Source organism: Facklamia sp. P12950 (assembly GCF_050409465.1).
GTDB lineage: Bacteria > Bacillota > Bacilli > Lactobacillales > Aerococcaceae > Facklamia.
The window spans coordinates 303,278-323,928 of the sequence record NZ_JBNUPK010000001.1 but is presented as its reverse complement, the minus strand read 5'-3'; the positions used below and the strand labels follow the sequence as shown (position 1 = coordinate 323,928).

Sequence of the window (20,651 nt, the reverse complement as noted above, 5' to 3'; positions counted from 1 at the left end):
TTTTTTTAAAACTATTTTAATCATCCTTGGTCTAAAAATTAATCTTCATTTGATTCAATTAAGACTTGCCTTGGCTTACTCCCATCTTGTGCGGAAACTAAACCTTGTGCTTCTAGGTCATCAATCATACGGGCTGCACGATTATAACCAATTCTAAATTTGCGTTGGAGTTGTGAAATAGAGATAGTATCCTGTTCCTTAATCAACTCCACTGCTTCAAGATAATATTCATCATCAGAGGCTTCTGAGTTTAAGACACTCTCTTCACTGACGACAATATTTTCATCATAATCGGCTTGTCTTTGTTGCTTGATGAAGTCAGTAATGCGCTCTACCTCTTCATCAGATATATAAGCTCCTTGAACTCGGATCGGTTTATTCTTGCCCATGGGTTGGAAGAGCATGTCACCACGACCCAGTAATTTCTCAGCACCGACCGAATCTAGAATTGTGCGTGAATCTGTTCCAGAAGAAACAGCAAAGGCTAAACGAGAAGGAATATTGGCCTTAATAATTCCAGTAATAACATCAACCGAAGGTCTTTGCGTCGCTATAATCATATGGATACCGGCTGCCCTCGCCATTTGAGCTAAACGGATAATGGCATTTTCAACATCATTAGAGGCCACCATCATGAGGTCTGCTAACTCATCAATGATAACGACTATCTTCGGTAATTTCTCGTAGCCAGTTCCTTCTTCTTTGTTCCAACTCTCCACTTGTTCGTTATAGCCATCAATATTTCTCACCCCGCTTGTAGCAAATAGTTCATAGCGTCTTTCCATTTCTTCTACCACATTATTTAAAGCTCTAGCTGCCTTGCGTGGATTGGTAACCACCGGTGATAACTGGTGGGGTAAGTCGTTGTAGAGGGTTAATTCGACCTTTTTCGGGTCAATCATTAAAAATTTAATGTCTTCAGGTTTTGCCTTCATTAAAATAGAACAAATAATTACATTCACACCAACCGACTTACCTGAACCTGTTGCTCCAGCAATTAATAAATGGGGCATCTTGGTTAAGTCAGCCAGACAAACTGAACCTGAAATATCTCGTCCTAAAGGCACTTCTAAGAGTTTATCAGATTCCAAGCCCGCATCGACAATTTCACTAAAGGCGACTGGGCTGACTTGCGTATTTGGAACTTCAATTCCTATTAGCGATTTGCCGGGTATAGGGGCTTCCATTCGAATATCACGTGCTGCTAGTGCCAAAGCAATGTCATCAGATAAGGACACAATCTTACTTACCTTAACTCCCACAGCAGGTTCAATTTCATATTTAGTGACTGAAGGACCCAAATTGGCCTTCACTATCTTGGCATCGACCCCAAAACTTTCAAAAGTCAATTCTAATTTTTTTATATTGTCATTAATACGTTGATATTCTTCCGACTGGTCGACTACTGGTAATTTTTTTAGTAGCTTTTTCCCAGGGAATTGATAGGTTTTAGATTTCTTTTGTTTGGTTTTGGTTTGCTTTTGTAGTTCTTCCTTACTTAAAACCTGATCTAAGTCATCGTCAGTTAGAGCTTGCCTTTGATTACTAGCGTCTTGCCAATGACTAGCAGTAGCTAAGACATCTGCTTTATTAGGCGTTTGTTTAGAAAGTGCCTCATCAGCCATTTCGTCTTGTGCTATGGCTGTTTCAATTTCTTCTAGGCTTTCTACTTCCTTCGTTGGTAAAGGATTCAGCTGCTCTTTTGTCATTGAATCAATCGATTGACTATCAGCTTGAGAATACGCTATTTCTTGATCGTGCATCTGATCAAAGAAGTCTAAATCCAAGACACGTCCTTCTTCTTGGGATAAACGTTTGGAGTTTAAAGATTTTTGCTGATAATCTTCTTGACGATAAGGCTTAAATTCATATTCTGTGGTGGGGTTAAAAGCGGGTTGGTCTTCTCTTTCGAAGGTTGGCATATAAGCTGTTCGATTGTTAAATGAAACATCCTTTGGAGGAAGACTTTGTGTTTCTTCTGTTTTCATAAAGAAGGAATAGAAACGACTAAATAGTGTTGTAAATACATTTTGCTTTTCTTGCTTTGATTCATTAAGTTCGTTGCCTTCAATATTCATAACCTCATCAGGATTTTCTTCCAATGGACTAGCAGCGATGATGCTTCGTTCATCGTTAAGATCATCACCTTTATCTTGGTAAACCTCTTTAAGTTCTGAAAAATCAGGAAAAAGTTCTTTAAAAAGATTAGTCATTTGGCTAAATAATTGCTGAATGGCTTGCCAACCGCTAATTAAAGGGCGATCTAAAAGAAAAATTAAGCCGATAAAGAAACTAACAAAGAAGAAGAGATAAGATCCCCATTTACCAAATAAATATCCGATACTGACATAAAGACCTGCTCCGACCAATCCACCCCCTAAGCTAGAAATACTTTGTTGAGATAATAATTCCTTACGGTAGATTCGAAATGCATGCTCAAACGCCGACTGCTGAGTATTATTTTGTAAGTAATCGTAATACTCAATAAAGTGTAAAGACCCTGCTAATGCGATTATAATTAAAAAACCACCTAAGAGTGGTCTCAAAGGTACATTAATTACTCTTCCTTTTAGCATCATCATGGAACCTAAGAATAAACTGGTATATAAGAGAAGTCCGTAACTTTCACCTACCATTAAACGAAAACCATTAGTTAGCATTAAACCCATAATGCCCCAATTGAAAATAGCGACTAAACTTAAGAAAGTAATTAATATACCTAAAAATAAGTAGATTGATTGGTACTTCATTTGATTGGGTGATTGACTCTGACGCTTGGATTGTTTTTTCTTTTGAGCCATTCACATCACATCCTTTCAGAACTCTCGTGCATGGGTTATTATATCATTTATGATAAATGATATCGAACAAATTATCGTATTTCTAAGTTTATTAAAGGCTTATACTAATTAAAATTCAACTTCTAGAAATGCTCTTTTATATGATTACTAACTTGATAAACCACAAATTTTAGCTTAGAATGTATCAAGTCATTGTATTTGTTGTAAAATAACACAAAATAATATATCGTTAATTATATCAATTAGATGGAGCGTGAAAAATGAAATTTATAAAAAAATATTGGAAGTTAATTTTTCTTATCTCGATGGTTTCATTGATAGCAACAGGCTGTATTCGCTATGATGCATCGGGTAACCCAACTGGACCTATCTATGAATATTTAGGAGTACCAACTGCTAACTTCTTAGACTTTTTAGCAGATATTTTTGGCGGTTCTTATGGGATTGCAATCATGATAGTTACCCTAATCACTCGTTTGTTTATGCTTCCATCGACTTATAAGATGACTAAATCATCAATGGAAAGCTCAGCTAAAATGAAATATGCCCAACCTGAAATTGCAGAAATTCAAGAAGAAATGAAAGGAACAGATAATCCACAAGAAAAAGCTGCTCTGCAACAAGAGTTAATGCAAGTTTACGGAAAATATGACATTAACATGTTATCGAACGTTTCTGGCTGTTTACCATTATTAATTCAAATGCCAATTATTTCAGCTGTTTATACAGCGGTTCGTACATCCGATAAAATTGCAGACTCCTCTTTCTTAGGTATTCACTTGGGTGGAAAGAGTTTACTATTAGTTGGTTTAGTTGCAGCAACTACCTTCTTATCTAGTTGGTTAATGCAAAAAGGAACAGCTACACCCGTTTCCGATAATCCTCAAGCCAATCAAATGCAACAATCAATGATGTATATGAACCCAATTATGTTAGGTTATTTCACTTATATTTCTAACGCGGGAATCGGACTATATTTCTTCACTGGTTCTCTTTTCACTTTAGCTCAACAATTCTATATGAATCAGGTTGCACGACCAAAAATTCAAAAAGATATTGATGAAAAAGTCAAAAAGTATCAAAATATGCCGCGAGTAAAGCGACAGAAAAAAGCGAGACAAACGAAAAAACAATTAGAAAAAGTAAATGCTGACCGTATTGTGCCGGTTAAAAATCCAAAAGCTAGAAATGCTGGAAAGCAAAGAAAGAATAAATAAATCTACATAAAATGAGCCTCACCACATTATTGTGCTGAGGCTCGTTTTATTTTTCTTCTTTAGCAAGTTCTTTGGCAATCCTTTCACTTTTATAAATTAAGTGTTGGTCCGTTAAAATCGGAAACTCAACATAGAAGATCGATCCTCTTTGATAGACAGACTCCACCCGAATTTTTCCGTGGTAGCCTTCTACTAATTGTTTAGCGATACTTAACCCTAAGCCATTACCTCCTTTGGCACGCGCTCGTGCTTTATCCACTCGGTAAAACCTTGAAAAAACACGCTCTTTATCTTCTGCTGTCATTCCTTCTCCAAAATCTTGGACAGCAATTTCAACCTTATTCATGGTTTGACTGACTGAAATATGTATCTCCGGACGATCTGTCGAATATTTCACAGCGTTATCAAGTAATATTACTAAGATCTGTTCAAAGTGATGATGATAAATATTGACATAAACTTTTTTACTTTTCTCATTATCTAAATAAAAATGAAAGTTTGGATATAAAATTTCAAAATTATGGTGGACTAGAGAAGCTGCAGTGGTGATTTCGGTTACTTCGTCTTTGTAATCCACGTCTACATGGTCTGCTCTTGAAAGGTCTAACATTTCTTGGACTAATTCCTTCATTCGTGTAATTTCTTGCAGCGAAGCAGAAATAGATTCATCTAAAACCTGCTGATCTTCCTTACCCCAGCGATTTAGCATCTTTAAATGTCCTTCAACAATCGCTACCGGCGTTCTTAATTCGTGCGAAACATCTTCCACAAACTGTTTTTGACCCTTTACATAAAGCTCAATCTTATCGAGCAGTTTATTAACATGTAAACTTAAATCGCTCCACTCATCATTGGTTCGCGGTCGAACAACACGAACCTGAGAGAGAGTATCTCCTTCTAATAAATCTAAAGTGTTAATAACATAAGTTAAGGGCCTTAAAAAATAATGAGCGATTAAAAAGCCACATAATATTGAAATCAAAGTCGTTATTAGAAAACAACGAATCAAAAAATAATTTAACTTTTGAACATACGCTACTTTTGCCTCAGGTAGAACAATATATTGAACAATGCCTAATAATTCTTGATTAATACGACTCGAAATCCGACTAGAGCCGATTAGATAATTCTTTCCTTTTATATTTTGCCTTTCAAGCTCTTTACTAGATGATCCAATAGGATATTGAAAATGCTGACTTTCATTTAATAACTTTTGTTCGGGACTATATAGGCGAATGATAGTTTGGTCGTTAGAATAGTGATCTATTAAAAACTTAACTTTTGTCTCACTATCTTGTTCATTTTGGTCAAGGAATTGTTGAGCTTGGAAAGGCTGATCTTGGTCGGATAGCCCCTTAATTAAAAATTCAAATTGCATCTGATGACTTTCCTTTGATTGTTCATCGTACATTTGAATCGTTAACTGGCGATAGATTAAAAGTGAAATAAATGACAGCATAATCATTGCTAAGGATAAGAAAATACCCCATTTCCATTTAAGCGAAAGGGGTTGGTCTTTCTTAAAAGTAAAGACAGAAGATGATTTAGTTTCTGATGACATAGCCTGTACCACGAACCGTTTGAATATAAGATTCTTCTCCTGGAATATCGATTTTATTTCTCAAATAACGGATATAAACATCCACCACATTAGTTTCAACCTCGGATTTATAGCCCCATACTTGTTCTAATAAGACATCTCGTGGCATAACCATATTGATATTTTCCATTAAAAAGACTAATAATTCGTATTCTCTTTTAGTTAAATCAATTAACTCACCTTGTCTTTTCACCATACGGCTTGATTTTTCAACCACTAAGTCCCTAAATTTTAGATAAGGTTGATTTTGAGTTCTTGATTCATCTTCAGTCTCGATTCGACGGAAAAGTGCTCTGAGTCTGGCTAATAATTCTTCAATGGCAAATGGTTTAACGATGTAGTCGTCTGCTCCTTGGTCAAGACCTGAAACACGATCAATGACAGAATCTCTAGCCGTCATAATAATAATAGGTACATCTTTAACTGGACGAATACGGCGTACAACTTCCAACCCATTTAATTCAGGTAACATTAGGTCAAGTAAAATAACATCCCACTTTTCTTCTAAGGCCTTTTCCAAACCACTGCGCCCATCATAACAGATAGCTGTTTCATAGCCTTCATGTTGAAGCTCAAGCTCAACAAAGCGAGCTAAGTTCTTCTCATCTTCAACAATTAAGACACGTTGATTTACATTTTTTACCATGCGAACTTCCTCCTATAGACTTAACTTACTAACCAATTAACGTTTATTAAGGTCTTAGACTATTGGTCTACTCTTTCTTCACGCGATTCATCCCAAATGAAATGGTAGCTGCCAACTTTATCCACACGTTCATAAGTATGCGCTCCGAAATAATCACGCTGTGCTTGAATTAAATTAGCTGGAAGTACTTCACTACGATACGAGTCATAATAAGCAATTGCGCTTGAAAATCCAGGAACAGCAACACCCGCTTGAACTGATAAAGAAACAATTTCGCGAACACTTGATTGATACTGATTAGTGATTTGAGTGAAGAAATTATCTAATAAAAGGTTATCTAATTCTCTATTACGATCAAAAGCATCAGAAATATCTTGCAAAAAGCGCGCACGAATAATACACCCTGCACGGAAGACACGGGCAATTTGGCTATAATTTAAATCCCATTGATATTCTTCGGAAGCGCTGCGATATTCTGCAAACCCTTGAGCATAGGACATAATTTTTGAAAAATAAAGTGCCTGACGAATTTTCTCTATCCACTGTTTACGATCCTTTTGGAAGCTAGAAGTATCATGCGAAGGTCCTTGAATAATTTGAGAAGCCTTAACACGTTCTTCTTTTAAAGCAGAGATAAAGCGCGCATAAACCGATTCTGTAATTGTAGGTAAGGGAACGCCTAAGTCTAAAGCTGATTGCGAGGTCCATTTTCCAGTCCCTTTATTACCAGCTTTATCAATAATCATTTCAACCATTGGTCGCTTGCTTTCAGGGTCTTTTTCCTTAAGAATCTTGGCGGTGATCTCGATTAGATAGGAATTTAATTCTCCTTGGTTCCATTCCTCAAAGACTTGAGCAATCTCATCTGCAGACATTCCTAATAATTTATCCATGATTGCATAGGATTCGGCAATTAATTGCATATCACCATACTCAATACCATTATGAACCATTTTAACATAATGACCGGCACCATTTGCTCCCATATAAGCTACACAGGGTTCTTGATCAGCTGGTGCTTTTGCCGCAATTTCTTTTAAGATAGGCTCAACTAATTCATAGGCTTCTTTTGGTCCACCAGGCATTAAGGCAGGACCATGTAAGGCACCTTCTTCCCCACCAGAAACTCCCATCCCAATAAAATGTATGCCAGAGTCAGCTAAAGTTTCTGCTCTTCTCATAGTATCTTTAAAGAAGGTATTCCCTCCATCGATTAAAATATCTCCTTGGTCTAAAAGAGGTAAAAGTGATTGGATTGTAGAATCAGTCGCTTGACCTGCTTTTACCATTAACAAGATACGACGAGGCTTTTCAATTGATTGAACAAAGGATTCCAAGTCATAGCTAGCTACTAAATTTTTATCTTTATTTTCGTTTATGGCTGCTTCTGTTTTAGACTGTGAGCGATTATAAATTGCTACACGATAACCTCTACTTTCAATATTTAACGCTAAATTCTTTCCCATTACAGCCATTCCAACTACACCAATTTGAGCTAATGTCATCTAATTATCTCCTTCACTTTCATGATTATCTCATTCTAACAAACTTTTAACTTGAATTAAAGTTAACTTAATAAAGACAAATTGCATTTTATAGGCGTTTGCGTTACACTATTTTTATCAATGGATAGGAGGTTCCAGCCAATGAAAGCCAACAAAAAAAAGAAAAGTAAATACGATCGACGTATAAAAATCTTTTCGATTATTATGGTGATTACCATGTTAGCTGGTGTCATTTTTAGTCTCGTAATTTCTTTTTTTAATTATAAAGGATAATAGGAATGAAGTGGATTCTGCCACTTCATTTTTTATTGATTCGATTTGGTTTTCCCAAACCATTTTTCCATTCCACCCTTTAGAATAAAGACTTGGTCATATCCATTCTTTCTTAATATATTAGCAGCTCTTGAACTTAAAAAATAATTATCATCCACTAAATAAACAGGAATATCTTTTCGAATTTCACTAAAACGCATTTTAAATTGCGACATTGGAATACTTCTAGCTCCTAAAATATGACGTGCATCAAATTCTCCCGCTTCACGAACATCAACCACTTGGACTTTGCGAATAATTTCATTTAATTCTCCACTAGCGACCAATTGGGCTGATCGTTTGCGCATTATCCAAAGGCTTACCCAGAAAATACCATAAACTAAAAGAACAGTTACAATTATCCACAAAAACAGTTCAAATATACTCATCATTATTTCCTACTTTCTTTTACTAAAATTAAATAAGCTGCTCCTAAAATTCCGGCGTCATTGCCTAATTCAGCTAAGCTTATTTGTGTTTGATCTTTGATAGGTTGAAAAACAAATTTTTGATATTGTTTTTCAATGGATTCCTTAAGGGAGTCTCCAGCCTTGGAGATACCCCCTCCGATAACAATCTGTTGCGGATTGAGAATGTTTGCTAAGTATGAACAAGCTAAGCCTATGTATTTTGAAAAGTTTTCAAAAATTTCCAGAGCAAAGTCATCATTAGCTTTTACTGCTACCATTAAATCCTCAGCTTCAACCACTTGGCTAGCTTGGAACATTTGGTACAAAGAAGATTGGCCTTGATAATCTTTAGCAAGAAGTTGACCCAAGTTATTGAGACCTTTGGCTGAAGCAATCGCTTCTAAGCATCCCTTTTTACCACATGAACAAGGAAAACGATCGGTAAAGTCCACTGTTATATGGCCAATTTCTCCCGCTGAACCCGAGGCCCCTTTAATCAAACGATTTTGGCAGATAATTCCTCCTCCAACTCCTGTTCCTAAAGTTAACATTGCTAAATCACTGCAACCCTTGCCTGCTCCTTGCCAGAGTTCACCAAGAGCAGCTGAATTAGCATCATTAATGATCATAAAGGGAAGGTTGATTGCTCTTTCAAATTGGCTTTTAACGGGATGAGGGTGTACCCAATTTAAATTATAGGCTCCCTTAACTGAACCATCTTCTAAAATAGTGCCTGGACTACCCATTCCAATGCCTAGGTAATCTTCTGCTACTTCTTGTCTTTCTTCTAATTTGTTTTGAATAGATTCAATAATCGAAGGAACAATTTTTTGACCTTTATTTTGAGTCATGGTTGGTATTGACCATTTTTCAATAATTTGACCTTTTTGTGAAATAATGGCCATTTTAACACTCGTTCCACCCAAATCGATGCCGATAATCTTTTTCATATACAGCCTCCTAGCGATAGTTAAAAATTTTACCCATAATTAAGAGAGCAGTCAAAATAAATATTCCCCAAAAAACCCCTGATCTTATCTTCTTATCAACACTGGCATGCAATCGGTGACCTAGACCTAAGACTAAGGTCGTCATACCACCGTATACCGCTCCACCAAAATGTCCCCACTGATCAATCCCTTGAGAAGAAAAACCAGTAATGACATTCAAAATAATTAACAGTGAAAAATTAATGGCTCTTTGCCTTAAAACAATCATATTGGGATACATTTTCGCTAAGACAATATAAGCTAGAAACAAGCCGAAAATACCTGTCGAAGCACCTGCTGAAACATTGTCATTAAAGGCAAAAGAAAATACATTGCCCCCAAAACTAGCAAGTAAATAAATTATTAAAAAGCGTCCGTGTCCAAGAATTTTTTCTAAGTCTTGCCCTATAAAATAAAGAGAAAGGTTATTAAAAAGCAAGTGTTCAAAACCAATATGTATAAAGCTTGGTGTAATTAATCGCCACCATTCTCCACCATAAAGAATTAATTCATTGGACTTCGCTCCCGTTTTTATTAAAGCCTCTAAGGATGTTGTTGTTTGAAATCTTATTAACATATAAATGAAGACCATTAAGTTGATCGCTACTAAGGAATAAGTAACGAAGGGTAAGGCTAAAATACGTCTCTTTTTCATATTTGAAACTCCTTTAATAATTTGAAGTCCATTATACACTAAGTAGCTATTTTTTCCTATTGAGCCTAATTCAGTTAAAAATAAAAAGTCTAGGTCATTAATGGCCCAGACTTTCATAAAAATTATTTTTTAACTTCACGGTGTAATGTTACCTTACGATCTCTTGGGCAGTACTTTTTAACTTCCAGACGATCAGGATTGTTACGTTTGTTTTTATTAGTTAAGTAATTACGTTCACCGCATTCAGTACATTCTAAATTGATGTTTACGCGCATGATTTTCCCTCCAAACTAAAAAATATTTACTCTTCCAAGAACAGCACTATAAGATTATACCATTGTTTCTAAAATTTAGCTATGGTTTTTTATTGATAATAATAAGCTCCATGAGTTAACTGGCTAGCAATTTCATGAATGGTCATATCAGAGTTCAATTGATATTCGCCTGTTTGAATTAATGAAGATAATTGCCATTGTTCGATAAGGTTTTGAAACTCTTGAGCGGAGGTAATATATCCTTCTGTTTCTAATCGCTGAGAAATCTGACTAGCATTCTCTCCTTGACGAATTACAAAGGCTCCTTCAGCAGAAGCTTGGTTATTATCTTCACTTGCAGTTTCATCATTAGAATCTATGGATTCATCTTGTTCTTCAGTATTATCACTCTCATCTCTCAGTGACTCTAAATAATCAATTGATTCTCTTTGTTTAGCAACCTTTTCTGTTAAGGATTCGTTATCGGTGGTCACTTTTTCTAATTGTTTTTTTAAGTTTTCATTATCGCCTGTTAGTTTTTCTAAACTGGCTTCACTTTCTTTAACCTTGTCTTTTAATTGCCTGGTTTCTTGCCCATCAAGTAAGCTAGGTAAGGTCACTCCCTCGATTGGCACATACCCTTGAACAAAGGTAGCATAAACAGCCGTTAGTAAACTGGCAATTAGAAGCCCCACCCCTAATGATCTTAATTTTTCTTTTTTCATATTAAACCTCCTAACTAGCGGTTTTCAATATATTCATCGATCACGTATTGAATGGTTACGAGCTCTTCATCAACCTCATCTTCAATTTCTTTTAAGGTATAACCTTGTGAATAGTAACGAATGATGTCTTCGCGATTGCGATCATTGACATCATAATTGACACGCGGTTGAACCACTTCTTCTGCAACTTCAAGAGCTTCATGCTCTTCAACTGCTTCAATTGCTTCAAATTCTTCAGCATCTTCTTTGGGTGCAAAATAAACATCTTGAGCTGTTAAAGGCTGCATAAATTCTTCCTCAACACTTTCAATGGAAGTATCTTCCACCTTGAGTTGATTAATCGAATGTTGTAACTGTCTGATTTTTTCTGCGTGATCTTCAAGCTTTTTATTTAAGCTTGCATTACCAGTAGAGTCTTTGGTAAACAAAGACATCACCAAGACAATAATTGCCAGCACCAATAGAGCCAGTACTAAAATCCAAATATCCATTATTTCACCTCATCTATTTTTTCTCAGTTTAGCAAACCTTTGTGAAGATTTAAATAAATCTTTCTGAAAATTTAACCCTAATTAAGGCGAAGTTAAATTTTTCTTATTCTTATAATCAATAATAGTCTCTCTAGTGGCTGATTTCAATTCAAAGTAAGCATTATACACGTCCCGTGCTATTCGAGTGGCTTCACCACCGTATGAAGACTGGTTAAGGTAAGGGACAATCACGCTAATAGCTATCTCAGGATCATCAAAGGGTGCATAACCAATGTAAGTACCATTTATAACAGGATCATTTTTTGCATATTGAATAGGTCCTGCATAGAAGGCTTCTGTCGTTCCCGTTTTCGACCCTACTTGAAAAGGATAATCCTGCAAATAAAATGAAGCAGTTCCTTCTTGGGTATGGGAAACCATTCGCATTCCTTCTTGAATTCTTTGCATTTGGGCAGGCTCATTTTGAATGACATTCATTAACTTTGGTGGAATAGTGGTAACAATCCCACCTAATTGACCGTTTTTATCAGTTCCGCGAACTTCTTTAACCAATCTAGGTGAATAACGTTTGCCGTTATTAGCTATTGTAGAGACATATTGAGCCATCTGTAACGGTGTGTATAAGTCGAATTGACCATACGATAAATCAAGTGCTGAAACTAACATATTACTAGCAGGTGTATATCCCGTTGATTCATTGGGGAGGTCGATACCAGTCTTAGTTCCCAAGCCAAATTCAGCAAAGTTCCTTCTCAAAATATCGATGGTCCGAGGATTAATATTCAATCGTCCCTCTTCTTCATAATTGTATTGCCCACCGATACGCATGGCTAACTTAATCATGTAAATGTTTGAAGAACGTTGCAATGCAATCATATCATCAATAGGAATTTGCCCTGTTCGATTGAATAGGGATGTTTTCTCTTGAGAAGCTTGGAATTTTAATGGTTCATCAACAATTACATTATCTGTTAAAGAAATAACGCCTTCTTTATAACCCATTGAGATCATGGCAGGCTTGACACTAGACCCCATACCGTAGGATGTGTTAATGGCTCCTAAAGCGTCATCAACAATTTGCTCACGATTATAGGTATCATTTTTTTTATCATAAGCATATCTCTTACCGGAAATGCCTAATACTTCACCATTTTTTGGATTTAAGGCTACCACATAAACTCGATCATTTAATCCCTGTTCGGCTCCCATATTAACTAAACTGCTTTCAACAATCTCATCTAACTTAGCTTGAAAATCTGTATTGATAGTTAATACCAGATTGTTTCCTTTTGAACCTTCGTAGACTTTATCATTTTTTAGAATATCATCTTTAGCATCTGTCACAATATTAAAAACTGATTTAGAACCTTTTAAAATCGATTCATATTGCTTTTCTAAATAAGAAATTCCGATTCGATCATTCATAGCATAACCTTTAAGCAATAATTCCTTAGCGTCTTCTCTTGGAATACCGCGCTCTTCAGTCGAAACTTGTCCTAGGATAGAACGGAGCATATCCTTTTTAGGATAAACTCTTTGCCAATCAGTCCCAATTTGAATGCCGGGTAAGTTTCTTAAGTTTTCACTCACCCTAGCTATTTCTTCTTGGGTAACATTTTTATTTTTTATCGTAACGGTCGATAACTCGTAAGCAGCTGCCATACGTTTATAGATGGCAATAATTTTTAATTCGGCTTCCGAAAATTCTAAATCTTCGTCTTCAACTTTGGCTAATTGGGCTTCATAAGCCTGACTGCCTGATAAAAGCAGTTCCTCATCATTTAAACGTTTACGAATTTCGTCGATATTATTTACGATAAAATAATCTTTCTTATCTCTTTCGGTAACTCCTTGAGTTGGTAATTCAATTAAAGAGGCTAACTGAGTAGCAATTTTAATAAGATCTCCATTATCTACCCTCGAGGCACGATCTCTGGTAAAGAGAATAGCTCGTTCCGGTTGATTACCGACAATCACATCACCTTGGCTATCATAGATCATTCCACGAGGCACAGCCCCCGTTGAAATGGTTGATTCGGTTCGTTGAACCATTTTAGTAAGACTTTCTCCTTTATATAGTTGCAAATAGCCCAGACGAATAAAAAGGGCTGTAAAAGCTAAAAAGGCTGTAAAAAATAAAAGATTTAATCGCCTAGGTATATGTGAACGCTTCTTTTTTTTATTTTTATTTAATTTTTTAGGCATCTTCATCATACTTTCTGTAATCTATTTCTAAAGTCTAAGTTATTATAGCAAACTATACCTCAAGTTGAAACTTTATCCGTTAAGTCATAAATTAACATTTATTATTTTGTGATTTTATCACTATTTTTTGCTAAGATAGATAAGCAATGTTTCAAGAAAAAGGAGTTTTTTCGTGAAAATTAAAAGTAGAAAATATTTTATTTTAGTGAATATATTTATTAGCTTCTTAATAGCAAGTATGTTAGCCTATTTGATGAAATTTATTCCCATAGGAGATCAACAAGAACGTACCCTGCTCACCGTTGATTTAAGCCAGCAATACATCGATTTTTTCAGTTTGTATCAACGAGCACTCACAGAAAATCCTAGACTCTTCCTTTATTCTTTTGAAAAAGGAATTGGTGGTGAGATGATTGGCTTATGGGCGTATTATTTAATGAGTCCCTTTAATCTGATTTTACTATTTTTTAAAACTGAAAATTTAGATTTCGCCATTCTATTTTTAACCCTCATAAAACTGCTAGCCATTTCGGCCAGTTTTTATTATTTTGTTGAAAAAAAATACACCATCCAGCCAGTCATGAATATAGCTTTTAGTCAAGCCTATACCTTCATGTCTTATACCATGGCCTATCAACTGAATATCATGTGGTTAGATGGATTATTCTGGTTACCACTAATTGCACTAGGTCTAGATTATCTACTCAAAGAGAACAAACCGCTTCTTTATGTTTTTAGTTTAGCGATTGCAATGATCAGTCATTATTACATAGCTTATATGATTTCGATCTTTTTAATGGGTTATAGTCTTTTTGTCATTTTCGAAGATGAGAAACACCTTTCAATCAAAAAAGTTTTTTCGCAATACTTTTCTTTTATAAAATATTCACTGCTTTCAACCGGATTGTCAGGACTCTTTTTACTCCCTACTTTTATTTCAACTCTGAGCAGCAAAAATGCTCATAAGAAAGGATCCTTCGATTTTATTTTTGATTGTTCAAGTGAACACTCCTTGATGGATTTACTGGCCAAAAACTTTATCGGTGCTTTTAATTTTAATCAGTTATCCAACGGTTCAGCCAATTTTTATGTGGGCATGACTGTGGTAGTTCTTCTTATCTTATACTTTCTCTCAGCTAAGATAAGAATGAAAGAAAAACTAATCAGCTTTATGTTATTAGTCTTTTACTTTGCCTCCTTTACTTTCACTAATTTAGATAAGGCATGGCACCTTGGTCAATTTCCGATTTGGTATCCTTCTCGTTTTTCATTCTTAGTTTCATTCTTTTTATTAATTTTAGCGATTCGCTCTTATAAATACGTTCATAAGATCAGACTCTATCAAATACTCACCATAGTTTTTTCTTTAACAGTCTTTTGTTTATTTTATTTTTTGAATGATAATTATAGCTTTTTAAGTGATGCAAAAATCTTTTATAGCCTCATCTTCATGCTCTTAATTAGTTTTATTTTCTATCTTAATCGCAAGCCCAATAAGGGTTTGCTTTTCCTAATACTCCTTCTAACATGTGGAGATATGACTCTAAACGGTTACTTCATTTTGTCATCTAATGATCATTATGTGCAACCTTCTCGATTTAAAGATTATATTGCCTTATTGGATGAGATGATTGCCCCTGTTCAACCTAAAGAAAATGAATTCTATCGCATCCATAAGACCTTTAATCGAACAAAAAATGAATCCTTTTTCGCTAATTATCCTAGCGTCAATCATTTTGGATCAACCTTAGAGGCTTCTACTAGCCAACTGTATGGTTATTTGGGAATTCCACACACTAGTAATTCCATTTATTACACCAGTGGGACCCTGTTTACCGATGATTTTTTGAATATTCGCTACCTCATCGATATCACCTCCAATACAAATATGTATGCCACGGTTGAAAGTTACGCTTTATATCGAGAAGTCAGCGATTTTGATATTCGAGCGCATCAAAAACTCAAAAAAGAAAAGCGCTATGTCTACTATAAAAATCCGAATGTTTTGGGACTAGGAATGGAAGTATCTCCTGTGGTTATAAAAGCTAAGTTTAAAAAATATAAGCCCATTGAAAATCAAGAAATCTTATTAGACTTGCTGAACTTTGACGGTGAAAAGCTACAATTCTTTGAACAAAAAAAATTCAAAAAAATTGATTATCTAAATCTGAATGTGACCAATAAAGGAGATGGGGACTTCTATACCTATAAAAAAGAAAATCCCAAAAGGGATGCTTCTTTTGCCCTATCCTTTGATACTGAATCAAACAATCCCTTTTATTTTACTTTTCCCAATCATTTTTCTAACAACAGAGTTGAACTTATACTAGATAGTAAGCCTTATGAGTTTTATTCGCCTACTAACAGCCGCCAAATTATGGATGCGGCTTTTAAAAAATCAGGTAAAGAACATTCACTTAGAGTTAAGTTAAAGAAAAACACTTTTAAAGCCAACCTTATAAATCTCTATGAATTCAACCTTAAAAACTATCAGCAGTTAATCACAAAAAGAAAAAACAAGTCTCTAAAAATTACTTCTTTTGAAGAAAATACTTTGGAAGGCCAAATTAATATTGAGCAAGAAGAAGGATATTTGCTGATGACATTGCCTTATGATCCTTATTGGCATGTTAAAGTGGACAATCAGTCTGTAGAAGCCCTTCCAGTTTTAAATGATACTTTAATGGCTATTCCAATGACCAAAGGTAAACATACAATTAAGATGACTTATTTCCCCGACTCTATCTATTATGGTGGCTTGGTTAGCTTTCTAGCTATTGCTTTATTAATAGTAGATCAAAACAAATTTCGCCATAAAAATAAATAATTCATGTTATAATAAATATAGGCGTCCAACTTGCATAATGCTGAATAGTTGGATAAGATAGCTCTATTAAATTATAGAATAAAGGATGTTTTATTTGAAAAAATTATTTTTTATCCTTAAAAATGGCTTGAATAATCCACGCTTTTATATCGAGAGCCTCAATGTCAAATGGAAGCAAGTATTAGTCCTTCCTTTAATTATCACCATTTTAATGGCTTTGAATTTTGGAAAAGCCCTTTTTCCAACACTGCGATCCATTCAAACAGATATTAATGAAAGCATTAATTATCTACCTGATTTCCACATTAATGCGGGTGAACTCCAGCTTAATGAAGGCGAGAAAGCTCTATATTATGAATCACGACAATTTCAATTAATTATAGACGATCAGTTGACCAATCTTTCTGAAGGAGAAGGTTTAATTTTAAAGTCAGTAGATAATAGAGACCCTCAATTGACGAGCACCTTCAACTTGTTACTAGTTAAAAACCAAATACTGGTCTATACACCCGAAAATGGTCAGGTTTTTGCCTTTAATCATGATATGGTCACTAATAAAGAAAATCTAGCGGCCGTTTTGACTTATGCTAGTCAATTTAGTTTAACTCAACTCTTCTTTACTATAATAATGACTTGGATAGCCGCGGTCTTCGCTCACTTTTATTTTCTAGTTATTACCTCTTTATTAACCGGTATCTTGAACATGCGTTTAAACTTTCCTTTACCTTTTATGGTGCGAATGAAGTTAGTTATGGTTTGTTCTTTTGTGCCAATCTTAATGATAGAAATCATTAAATTATTATGGTCAGGCTTTTATGTTCCTTTCTATCTCTTTGTGGGCCTAACACTCTTTATTATCTACCATACTTTTAAACAACATACTCTCTTCATGCATCAATTGTTATCTCATATGGATATCAACATTATCAAAGAAGAAGATATTAAAACAGATGAAGACAAAAAGGACTCCTAATTCAGGAGTCCCTTAATTTGTCTTATTTTTTCGTTCTTGTCTAGCTCTCAATTTATTTTTACGTCGGCCAACTGAGCGTTTATGCTCTTTTATTTCTTGCTTCAGTTTATTTTTATAGCCCGGCTTGACTTTAGTCTTCTTAGCGCGATTAATTAATTGTTTTACCTTAGGATCTTGTGTTTTTTCTTGTGTATTTTTGCGAACGGAGCGTCGACTCCGATGATCAACTTCTTTTAACTCACCCTTACTATATTTGACTTCAGTAAATTTAATACCCTTGGCTTCTAAGCTCTCAATAGCCGCTTCATCGTCAGGCCCCATAAAGGTATAGGCTGTGCCGGTTAAGTCATTTCGCGCTGTTCGACCGACACGATGGACAAAGAATTCTAAGTCCTTTGGCAATTCGGTATTAATAACGTGCGAAATACCTGGAATATCAATTCCTCTGGCCGCAAGATCAGAAGCCACCACATATTGAAACTCTAGATTTCGAATTTGTTTCATTAAACGATTTCTTTCTCTTGGTTGCATGCCACCATGAATGGTGGCTATCTTTAAGCCCTTGCTTTTTAAAAATTCACTTAAGTCATCGGCATAATTTCTAGTATTACAAAAAACAATTGCTAAATAGGGCTGACCCATTGTTAATAGATTATAGACCATTTCCTCTCGTTTGATCCCTTTGATATCAATTAAGTAATTTTCCACTTGGTCAGTTAGCACTTGCTTCGGTTTAATCGTAATCTCTTTGGGTCCGGTCATGTATTTATTTAAGAACACTGCTACCTGCTGAGGAATCGTAGCAGAAAAAACCATCATTTGCAGATTCTCTGCCATTCTAGAAGCAATTTCATCGACAATTGATAAAAAACCCAAATCAAAAGTCATATCCGCTTCGTCCACAACCATCGTCTTAGCTGTTTGTACCCATAAAGCATTGGCTTGCATCAGATCAAAAATTCGCCCTGGCGTTCCAATTACTAGATGCGGTTGTTGGTTGGCTAATTTATCTATCTGTCTTTCCTTATCCGTTCCACCTATAAAACGTGAAATTCTGATACTCTCACTTTGATCACCTACTAATTCCGTCGCAAATTCATAAATTTGATTGGCTAATTCACGACTAGGAGCTGTAATAACTGCTTGAACTTTTTGATCGCTAGGATCTAATTGCTCCAATAACGGAATAAGAAAGGCATGTGTTTTTCCTGACCCAGTTTGAGACTTTACAATAAGGCTCTCGCCTTTTAAGGCAAGAGGGATCACTTCTTCTTGCACCGGGGTCAACTTTTTAAATGATATTCTATCCAGTGCTTGCTTAATAAATGCTTTTATATTTAATTCATTAAAATTCATATATTTCTCCTCTATATATTCTTTTGCTTATAATAACGTCATTCGTAAAAAAGTATACCATAAAGCTATCTGATAAAATATGACGGATTCTTAATCTTGAATCCAAGATCTAATTTGATATAATAAAAACTATGTAAAAATGGAGGCATCATAAAGATGAAAGAATATCGCTTAATTATGACTATTTTTGGGGCTAGTGGTGACTTAGCCCACCGTAAATTATACCCTGCCCTTTATCAATTATATAATAAAGGCTTTTTAGCTGACCATTTTGCAATAATTGGGACCGCTAGACGAGCATGGGACGATGAATTCTTTCGTCAAGTGGTTAAAGAAAGTCTTTCACAAGCTAAACAAGCGAATGAGAACATTGAAGATTTTCTCTCGCATTTTTATTATCAAGCTAATGATGTAAAGGAAAGTCGACAGTATAACCAACTTAAAAAGCTATCTCTTTCTCTCTCAGAAAAATATCAAACTCAAGGAAATCAGATTTTTTATATTTCTTTATCTCCTAAGTTATTCCCAGTTATTACCAGTCAATTAAAAAATCAAGGCTTACTCACTGACCAGGGATATAATCGACTAATTATTGAAAAACCTTTTGGATATGATGAAAAAACAGCTGAAGAATTACAGACTCAGTTAACTCAGTCCTTTGATGAAAATCAAATTTATCGAATTGATCATTATCTAGGTAAGAGTATTGTCAATCAAATTCTACCCATTCGGATGAACAACTTTCTCAGCCAATTCCTATGGGATCCAGCCAATATCGACCACATTCAAATCACTTTAGATGAAGAAATTGGAGTCGAAGATCGTGGAGCCTATTATGAAACTAGTGGGGTCAGTCGCGATATGATCCAAAATCATGCCCTGCAATTATTAACCTTGATCACTATGGACCTACCTGCTAATAGGAGTAATGAGGCTTTAAGGCAGAAAAAAATTGATCGATTGAAACAATTGAAACACTATGCTGACTTAGAAGTTTTAAAAAAACATGTGGTACGTGGGCAATACATACAAAGTGAAGACCAAAGTCACGTAGCTTACCGTCAAGAAAAAGACGTTGCCAGTGACTCGACAACCGAAACCTATATGGCTTTAAAAATAGCCATTGAGCAAGATAAATGGGCAAACACCCCCATCTATTTGCGCTCAGGTAAGCATCTTAATAATAAACAGACCGATATTAAAATAATCTATAAGAAGCAAGCTGAAAATGTTCCAGCTAACTATTTACAAATTGAATTAGCTCCTCATGCTGGCATTCGTTTGTGCTTATCCCAGTCTGATTCTACCCATCGTAACGAAATTAAAGAGCTCAATTTATGCTATCATCTTCCACGAGAACTTACCAAGGTTATACCAGGTGACTACGAAAAATTACTTTTTGACTGTATGAACGGCGACCTGAGTAATTTCGCTCACTACCTAGAAGTCAAGTATGCTTGGCAATTTATCGATTCCATTCATGCTCTATGGCAAGAAGAAAAAGATCCCGATTTGGCTTTCTACCCTGCCCAGTCTAACGGACCAGAAGCAGGTGACTATCTGATCGAAAAGGACAATCGCTCATGGTTTAATGAATAACAAAACAAAATAAAGATCCTTTCACTTTAACCTGTACTAGGCACTGCCCCCAAATAGTGAGGCAAACATAAAAACACCTCCGTTGA

The 20,651-nt window shown here is 35.4% G+C and carries 17 protein-coding genes; 5 read left to right on the top strand and 12 right to left on the bottom strand.

All coding sequences use genetic code 11. The features are described from left to right. Window positions 1–38: 38 nt before the first annotated feature. Complete coding sequence (locus ACQV2Q_RS01675) at window positions 39–2,801, bottom strand: DNA translocase FtsK (RefSeq protein ID WP_428881726.1); 2,763 nt, start codon at window positions 2,799–2,801, stop codon at window positions 39–41. A 260-nt stretch (window positions 2,802–3,061) separates the two neighbouring features. Between ACQV2Q_RS01675 and yidC the strand changes: the two genes are divergently transcribed. After that, on the top strand, window positions 3,062–4,018 hold the full coding sequence (yidC, locus tag ACQV2Q_RS01670; RefSeq protein WP_428881725.1) for a membrane protein insertase YidC: 957 nt from the start codon (window positions 3,062–3,064) through the stop codon (window positions 4,016–4,018). 46 nt (window positions 4,019–4,064) lie between these two features. On the opposite strand, the gene ACQV2Q_RS01665 is transcribed toward yidC, so the two are convergent. From ACQV2Q_RS01665 to gndA, 3 genes are read right to left on the bottom strand one after another with little or no spacing between them, the layout of a single operon-like run. Next, a complete protein-coding gene (locus ACQV2Q_RS01665; RefSeq protein ID WP_428873781.1) occupies window positions 4,065–5,579 on the bottom strand; it encodes an ATP-binding protein in 1,515 nt (504 codons plus the stop codon). Continuing rightward, window positions 5,563–6,264, bottom strand: coding sequence for a response regulator transcription factor (locus ACQV2Q_RS01660; protein WP_428873782.1), 702 nt, complete (start codon window positions 6,262–6,264; stop codon window positions 5,563–5,565). Before ACQV2Q_RS01660 ends, ACQV2Q_RS01665 begins: the two co-directional genes overlap by 17 nt. A gap of 59 nt (window positions 6,265–6,323) precedes the next feature. Beyond that, a complete protein-coding gene (gndA, locus tag ACQV2Q_RS01655) occupies window positions 6,324–7,769 on the bottom strand; it encodes an NADP-dependent phosphogluconate dehydrogenase (RefSeq protein WP_428874692.1) in 1,446 nt (481 codons plus the stop codon). A gap of 141 nt (window positions 7,770–7,910) precedes the next feature. Between gndA and ACQV2Q_RS01650 the strand changes: the two genes are divergently transcribed. Then, entirely contained in the window at window positions 7,911–8,042 is a 132-nt protein-coding gene (locus ACQV2Q_RS01650; protein WP_428881723.1) for a hypothetical protein, read from the top strand. Between the two features lie 32 nt (window positions 8,043–8,074). On the opposite strand, the gene ACQV2Q_RS01645 is transcribed toward ACQV2Q_RS01650, so the two are convergent. From ACQV2Q_RS01645 to ACQV2Q_RS01615, 7 genes are all read right to left on the bottom strand, one after another. Beyond that, window positions 8,075–8,473, bottom strand: a complete 399-nt coding sequence (locus ACQV2Q_RS01645) for a rhodanese-like domain-containing protein (protein WP_428873785.1) — start codon at window positions 8,471–8,473, stop codon at window positions 8,075–8,077. After that, window positions 8,473–9,441 carry an ROK family glucokinase gene (locus ACQV2Q_RS01640; RefSeq protein ID WP_428874691.1) on the bottom strand — a complete coding sequence of 323 codons (969 nt, stop codon included), beginning with the start codon at window positions 9,439–9,441 and terminating at the stop codon, window positions 8,473–8,475. Before ACQV2Q_RS01640 ends, ACQV2Q_RS01645 begins: the two co-directional genes overlap by 1 nt. 10 nt (window positions 9,442–9,451) lie before the next feature. Then, on the bottom strand, window positions 9,452–10,135 hold the full coding sequence (locus ACQV2Q_RS01635) for a rhomboid family intramembrane serine protease (protein WP_428875812.1): 684 nt from the start codon (window positions 10,133–10,135) through the stop codon (window positions 9,452–9,454). Between the two features lie 122 nt (window positions 10,136–10,257). After that, window positions 10,258–10,410: a 50S ribosomal protein L33 gene (rpmG, locus tag ACQV2Q_RS01630; protein WP_090290502.1), complete on the bottom strand. Its 153-nt coding sequence runs from the start codon at window positions 10,408–10,410 to the stop codon at window positions 10,258–10,260. An 89-nt stretch (window positions 10,411–10,499) separates the two neighbouring features. Continuing rightward, window positions 10,500–11,114, bottom strand: a complete 615-nt coding sequence (locus ACQV2Q_RS01625; RefSeq protein ID WP_428873788.1) for an endolytic transglycosylase MltG — start codon at window positions 11,112–11,114, stop codon at window positions 10,500–10,502. Between the two features lie 14 nt (window positions 11,115–11,128). Beyond that, complete coding sequence (locus ACQV2Q_RS01620; RefSeq protein ID WP_428873789.1) at window positions 11,129–11,605, bottom strand: terminase gpP N-terminus-related DNA-binding protein; 477 nt, start codon at window positions 11,603–11,605, stop codon at window positions 11,129–11,131. Between the two features lie 81 nt (window positions 11,606–11,686). Continuing rightward, window positions 11,687–13,810, bottom strand: coding sequence for a peptidoglycan D,D-transpeptidase FtsI family protein (locus tag ACQV2Q_RS01615; RefSeq protein WP_428881721.1), 2,124 nt, complete (start codon window positions 13,808–13,810; stop codon window positions 11,687–11,689). 172 nt (window positions 13,811–13,982) lie between these two features. Between ACQV2Q_RS01615 and ACQV2Q_RS01610 the strand changes: the two genes are divergently transcribed. Next, window positions 13,983–16,637 (top strand): YfhO family protein, encoded by a 2,655-nt coding sequence (locus ACQV2Q_RS01610; RefSeq protein ID WP_428875811.1) that lies wholly within the window; start codon window positions 13,983–13,985, stop codon window positions 16,635–16,637. A gap of 94 nt (window positions 16,638–16,731) precedes the next feature. Next, window positions 16,732–17,610 (top strand): DUF1189 family protein, encoded by an 879-nt coding sequence (locus tag ACQV2Q_RS01605; protein WP_428873792.1) that lies wholly within the window; start codon window positions 16,732–16,734, stop codon window positions 17,608–17,610. A 12-nt stretch (window positions 17,611–17,622) separates the two neighbouring features. On the opposite strand, the gene ACQV2Q_RS01600 is transcribed toward ACQV2Q_RS01605, so the two are convergent. Next, window positions 17,623–18,966: a DEAD/DEAH box helicase gene (locus ACQV2Q_RS01600; RefSeq protein WP_428873793.1), complete on the bottom strand. Its 1,344-nt coding sequence runs from the start codon at window positions 18,964–18,966 to the stop codon at window positions 17,623–17,625. A 156-nt stretch (window positions 18,967–19,122) separates the two neighbouring features. Here ACQV2Q_RS01600 and zwf point away from each other — a divergent pair, with 156 nt between their 5' ends. Next, window positions 19,123–20,565 carry a glucose-6-phosphate dehydrogenase gene (gene zwf, locus ACQV2Q_RS01595; protein WP_428874687.1) on the top strand — a complete coding sequence of 481 codons (1,443 nt, stop codon included), beginning with the start codon at window positions 19,123–19,125 and terminating at the stop codon, window positions 20,563–20,565. Window positions 20,566–20,651 lie beyond the last annotated feature (86 nt).

Excerpts from the sequence above, each read along its gene's own strand:
- ACQV2Q_RS01625 (WP_428873788.1), bottom strand. The coding sequence starts at position 11,114 with ATGAAAAAAGAAAAATTAAGATCATTAGGGGTGGGGCTTCTAATTGCC.
- ACQV2Q_RS01660 (WP_428873782.1), bottom strand. The coding sequence starts at position 6,264 with ATGGTAAAAAATGTAAATCAACGTGTCTTAATTGTTGAAGATGAGAAG.
- ACQV2Q_RS01650 (WP_428881723.1), top strand. The coding sequence starts at position 7,911 with ATGAAAGCCAACAAAAAAAAGAAAAGTAAATACGATCGACGTATAAAA.
- ACQV2Q_RS01635 (WP_428875812.1), bottom strand. The coding sequence starts at position 10,135 with ATGAAAAAGAGACGTATTTTAGCCTTACCCTTCGTTACTTATTCCTTA.
- ACQV2Q_RS01675 (WP_428881726.1), bottom strand. The coding sequence starts at position 2,801 with ATGGCTCAAAAGAAAAAACAATCCAAGCGTCAGAGTCAATCACCCAAT.
- ACQV2Q_RS01615 (WP_428881721.1), bottom strand. The coding sequence starts at position 13,810 with ATGCCTAAAAAATTAAATAAAAATAAAAAAAAGAAGCGTTCACATATA.
- gndA (WP_428874692.1), bottom strand. The coding sequence starts at position 7,769 with ATGACATTAGCTCAAATTGGTGTAGTTGGAATGGCTGTAATGGGAAAG.
- ACQV2Q_RS01645 (WP_428873785.1), bottom strand. The coding sequence starts at position 8,473 with ATGATGAGTATATTTGAACTGTTTTTGTGGATAATTGTAACTGTTCTT.
- ACQV2Q_RS01620 (WP_428873789.1), bottom strand. The coding sequence starts at position 11,605 with ATGGATATTTGGATTTTAGTACTGGCTCTATTGGTGCTGGCAATTATT.
- yidC (WP_428881725.1), top strand. The coding sequence starts at position 3,062 with ATGAAATTTATAAAAAAATATTGGAAGTTAATTTTTCTTATCTCGATG.
- ACQV2Q_RS01665 (WP_428873781.1), bottom strand. The coding sequence starts at position 5,579 with ATGTCATCAGAAACTAAATCATCTTCTGTCTTTACTTTTAAGAAAGAC.
- zwf (WP_428874687.1), top strand. The coding sequence starts at position 19,123 with ATGAAAGAATATCGCTTAATTATGACTATTTTTGGGGCTAGTGGTGAC.
- ACQV2Q_RS01600 (WP_428873793.1), bottom strand. The coding sequence starts at position 18,966 with ATGAATTTTAATGAATTAAATATAAAAGCATTTATTAAGCAAGCACTG.
- ACQV2Q_RS01640 (WP_428874691.1), bottom strand. The coding sequence starts at position 9,441 with ATGAAAAAGATTATCGGCATCGATTTGGGTGGAACGAGTGTTAAAATG.
- rpmG (WP_090290502.1), bottom strand. The coding sequence starts at position 10,410 with ATGCGCGTAAACATCAATTTAGAATGTACTGAATGCGGTGAACGTAAT.